The sequence below is a fragment of the Salinispora goodfellowii genome, from assembly GCF_059570675.1.
On sequence record NZ_JCANTD010000074.1, the window covers coordinates 1 to 4,197 of the forward strand.

The window sequence follows — 4,197 nt, forward strand, 5'->3', positions numbered from 1 at the left end:
CACCCGGCGGCACCCGCCCGAGCGGGGCACCTCCACGGCCGTACGCAGGGTGTAACGCCCCCACGCCCGCCGAGATTCCACCACCACCGTGCCCCCGACCACACCCCAAGTCAGCATAGACCAGACATTGGGAGCAAATCACTCAAAAGGCTACGGCGCTCTTCCCTCCGCAGCCTGATCTCCTACCGGACGCTAGCGCGAGGTTGGATCGCGTTTCACAACCCACCAGGGACTGCGGAGTGACCCCGGGGAGCTCAGGTTCGACGGGCGGGGACACCTCGACGCCCGGCGGCGCGGTCAGCCGACGGTGATGACGATCTTGCCCCGGATGCTCCCGGTCGGCGCGCTGGCGTCAGCGGCGCGGTCCAGCGGGAAGGTGGCGAGGATGGCCAGGTGCAGGTCGCCCTGCGCGTAGAGCTGCGCCAGGGTGGCCAACCGCGCCGTTTGCGGTGACGGCGAGTCATCCCACCACGTCCAACAACTGCGATCCCGGCCAGGCTCATGCAGCGCGCTCATCAGTTGCTCGAGGGACGCGGTCCACCAGGCCAGCAGTGCCTCGCGCGCCCCAGGCGCATCCATACGGTCGGCCTGCCTCAGCCGATGTCAGGCTTCGGCAGATAGACGGCGATCCAGTCCCGCAGGCGTTTCATCACCAGAGGGTGCACGTCGACCAGCAGTTCGATCCGCCCGGCGACCACATCCGGCCTAACCAGGCCCGCCCGGAGCAGTGCGTCAGCGAACATGGTGTCCTTCTCCCGGCCAGCCACCAGCTTCGACACCACGCAGTCGTGCGGGTCCAGCGCAAAGCCACGTCCCGGCTGGGTGTTCTCGGACTCCACCAGCACCAACCGATCGCGCCAGCCGTCGGGCAGCACCGCAGTCGACACACTCACACCCTGGGCGTAATAGCCGTACGTCTCCTGGAACGGCGAAAACTCGCCGATGAACGCGTCGACCTAGTCGGCCTTCTGATCGTCGGGATCGTCGAAGAACGCCACGTCTACCTCCATTGAGGCGGTGGCTTCCAACGGCAGATCATCCTCCGGGATCGTCCCCAGCACCGACTGGCTGCCGATGATGAGGACGTTCCGATCAACCACGATCCGACCCGTCGATCTCAGTACGTGCTCCAACTCCGCGCGCCTCACGCCGCCCGCTCCCAGCCCCGGCGCTTGAAAGACTCAAGAACCTTCCCGCGCTGCGTCTGTGGGAGCACACCAGCGAATGGCGAATTCTGCCGCAGTTCGACAGCCTCCGGATCTTCCGAGGTCAACGACCGCAGAACGGAGCCAACCCCTTCACTGATCTTGTCTTGCCAGCGCCTCAACCAGACCTCGGTCATGGTCCCCCGATGCTGCCGAAGCAGCCGATCGAGATTCTCCCCGGCCTTCCCTAGCACCTCATCCGGATCGGCGACCAGGCTGCCTGCCACGGCCTGGTGCAGCCACAGCGACTTGAGCTGATCACGGGTCAACGGCTGCCTGGGGCGCACCAGCGCCTCGACGTGCTCCCGCCGGACCTTGCGGTGCGCGCCCACCCGCACGAACGGCAGATCCCCACGCTCGCACAGGTTGACCACCTGCTGACGCGAAGAACCCAGCAGCTTGGCCGCCTGACCGGTGCTCAGCAGTTCCCCACTCACGGTCGCCATACTCGCCAGCATCGGCCAGAAACGCCAAAAACGCAAATCGGCGGCAGCGCATGTGCTGCTCAAGCCGGGGCGGTCAGCCACCGACAGCCGCCGGGACACCACCTCACCGTTGGATCTCAACTCAGCGCGAGTTCGTCCGGGAAGCGCTCATGAAGCGCGGCGATCGCATGCTTCAGGCAGTAGTCGAGGCTGTGGCCGTCGACCCTGATCGCCGCACCGTCAAGCCGCTGAGCCGAGATCACCACGGTCCAGGGCTTGCGCTCCCGTTCGCCGTCAATCTTGACCATCGCGACCAGGCCCATCTCCCCCAGGTGCTCCAGCAGCTCCGGCACACACTCGTCCCACCTCATCCACGAATGGGATCACCAAGACCGCTACGGAAGTCAGTGGGGCCGGCCTGGTCGTGCGTCAGGGCTTCCGGCTGCCGCGCCAGTCCAACCCCGGGACTGGCTGGTCACCGGATCATCAGGTCACGGCACCAGCTCCACCGCCAGGACGTGCCCAATCCTCCCCCACAAACCGCCGGCTCCGATCCAGAACCACTGAGCGCCGACTCGGAGAGGCCCCCACGACGGCGCAGCCCGCGCGACCCGAGACGAGCCCAACTGGGCCGGCACTTAGGCCGCCTCCAGGCCGTCAAGTGTTGACCAACGATGACCAAGGTCAACCAACAGCACCGGATAAACGACCAGCTCAAAGCCTTGATCATGGCTCCGAGCTGGTGGGCGACGGACGAGTCGACCTGTACGCCGGATTCTCCCCTTGAAACGCACCCTGACCTGCGCGAACGCTTGCCCTAACCACGTTCAGGCCGTCAGGACCGACGCGGGTGCCCTCGAACAGGTCATCAATCGCCCGGCGGGTGCGCTCCTCACTCGTCGGCATGAGGTGCGTGTAGACCCGAAGCGTGAAGCCGGGGTCAGCGTGGCCGAGGTACGCCGCCAACGCCTTGATGCTCTCCCCCGCATCGAGCAAAGCCGAGGCATAGACGGTATGTGTCGCCGGTGGTCGGCCGAGCGTATGCCAAACCAGAAAAGATGAAACCCGATCCGACACCCATACAGCAAGCCGTGCGTGCTGTAGGTATACCGCCGAACCGGTGTGTACTGGTGGGTGACTCCCTTACTGACATTCATGGGGCGCGGGCGGCCAACGTGCGAGTGATCGGATACGCGAATCGCCCGATCAAGATTAAGAGGTTCCAAGCAGCCGAAGCGGATGCGGTAGTCACGAGCATGGGAGAAATCACACGCGAACTAATCAAACGGTCGAACACCTAAAGCCAGTGCTGCAGGTCAAGCAGTCGTACTCGAAATCACTCGCGGAACCGCAGATTAGTGCCGGCGGGCAGCAATCTCCGTCAGTTGGTCTGTGGCCCCGTTGAGTACACCCCGGGTCACGCTGTGGCTCCCTTCGCGGGCATCGGCAGGCCTGGGTGATCGAACAACTTCTCAGGCATGCCAGGCTCGCGCCAAGGGACCGTGCGAACGCTCGCTTGCTCATATCGCAGATCGGGCGTAGGTCACTGCTGCAAGCCGTCACCGATAGGACTACCGGCTGCCTTCCCGCCGTGCGGCTGCCCACGCTCTTTCGAACTCATCTCGATCGATTTCCTGGTTCAGTAACTGCGGATCGAAAAGATCGACCATCGGCGGATTCAAGGGCCAATCCTCGGCATCGGTCTTAATCCCGGTGCCGTCCTCGGCGACCTCCACCTGCCGGACACGGCGACCGTCCGGCCCGACCTCCATTAGGTACGTCGCCGGCTCGTCGTCGTCCCACACCTGACGCAAGAACAGCACCTGCTTGTCGGCGAGCACGCCGAAACCGGGCAACGCGCGCTGCTTGTCGCGCATGGCGCGTAGTTCGTCCAAACCAGCAGGAAGAGTCGCCGCACCGATGTCCACCTCGTCGAGATCCCAGCCCTCGGCGCGCGCGATAGCGGCGGGGTCGTCGACGACCTCGACCTCGGCGAAGGCTTCCTGCACCTCGCGGACCGACCTGGCGCGAATCCACCACCACAGGCCGCCCATGCCGTAGTCGTGAAGAACGAGGTATCGCTGCGTCGACATCACATCATCATGCCTGGCAAGCGTTCCACGCTGCCGACTGGTGCGACTAGTATCTCGTGATCCTGTTGGGTTTACTTGGCGTTGTTGTCGACGAGTTGTTTGATGCTGGTCTGTACAAGTTGGACCTTGGCGAGGTTTTCGCCGGCGGTCGCTGTCCACTGGAACGGGCGGGGGTTGGCGTTCCAGGCCGTGATGTAGTCGCGGATGGTGCGGATCAGGACCTGTACGGAGGAGAAGGTGCCGCGGCGGATGGCTTGCCGGGTGGCGATGCCGAACCAGGTCTCGATCTGGTTCATCCAGCTGGAGCCCTTGGGGGTGAAGTGGAAGTGCACGTGCGGGTTCGCGTCCAGCCAGGCATGGACCTCTGGGGTGGTGTGGGTGGACAGGTTGTCCAACACCACATGCACGTCCCGCCCGCGGTGCGGGGCGACCGCCTTCTTCAGGAAGGCCAGAAACTGCGCCCCGTTACGCGAC

At 64.8% G+C, this 4,197-nt stretch carries 8 protein-coding genes and 1 pseudogene; 1 reads left to right on the forward strand and 8 read right to left on the reverse strand.

The genetic code is table 11. The features are described from left to right. Positions 1-297: 297 nt before the first annotated feature. The 6 genes and pseudogenes from T398_RS26540 to T398_RS26565 all read right to left on the reverse strand — a co-directional run. Positions 298-579 carry a zinc-binding dehydrogenase gene (locus T398_RS26540; protein WP_496450541.1) on the reverse strand — a complete coding sequence of 94 codons (282 nt, stop codon included), beginning with the start codon at positions 577-579 and terminating at the stop codon, positions 298-300. Between the two features lie 14 nt (positions 580-593). After that, the gene (locus T398_RS26545) at positions 594-893 is read right to left on the reverse strand and encodes a DUF6036 family nucleotidyltransferase (RefSeq protein ID WP_496450542.1); all 300 of its coding nucleotides are present in this window, start codon (positions 891-893) and stop codon (positions 594-596) included. A gap of 63 nt (positions 894-956) precedes the next feature. Beyond that, positions 957-1,148 (reverse strand): hypothetical protein, encoded by a 192-nt coding sequence (locus T398_RS26550; RefSeq protein WP_496450543.1) that lies wholly within the window; start codon positions 1,146-1,148, stop codon positions 957-959. Then, positions 1,145-1,750: a helix-turn-helix domain-containing protein gene (locus T398_RS26555; protein WP_496450544.1), complete on the reverse strand. Its 606-nt coding sequence runs from the start codon at positions 1,748-1,750 to the stop codon at positions 1,145-1,147. Before T398_RS26555 ends, T398_RS26550 begins: the two co-directional genes overlap by 4 nt. A gap of 17 nt (positions 1,751-1,767) precedes the next feature. Continuing rightward, the gene (locus tag T398_RS26560) at positions 1,768-2,001 is read right to left on the reverse strand and encodes a hypothetical protein (protein WP_496450545.1); all 234 of its coding nucleotides are present in this window, start codon (positions 1,999-2,001) and stop codon (positions 1,768-1,770) included. 484 nt (positions 2,002-2,485) lie between these two features. After that, a pseudogene (locus T398_RS26565) lies at positions 2,486-2,638 on the reverse strand (site-specific integrase); the annotation flags it as partial. Between the two features lie 50 nt (positions 2,639-2,688). On the opposite strand from T398_RS26565, the gene T398_RS26570 reads away from it, so the two are divergent. After that, a complete protein-coding gene (locus T398_RS26570; RefSeq protein ID WP_496450546.1) occupies positions 2,689-2,931 on the forward strand; it encodes an HAD family hydrolase in 243 nt (80 codons plus the stop codon). Positions 2,932-3,201: 270 nt separating this feature from the next. Here T398_RS26570 and T398_RS26575 read toward each other — a convergent pair whose 3' ends face one another. Further along, complete coding sequence (locus T398_RS26575) at positions 3,202-3,723, reverse strand: hypothetical protein (protein ID WP_496450547.1); 522 nt, start codon at positions 3,721-3,723, stop codon at positions 3,202-3,204. Positions 3,724-3,794: 71 nt separating this feature from the next. Next, positions 3,795-4,197, reverse strand: a 403-nt coding sequence (locus T398_RS26580; protein ID WP_496450548.1) for a transposase, incomplete at its 5' end; no start/stop codon positions are given.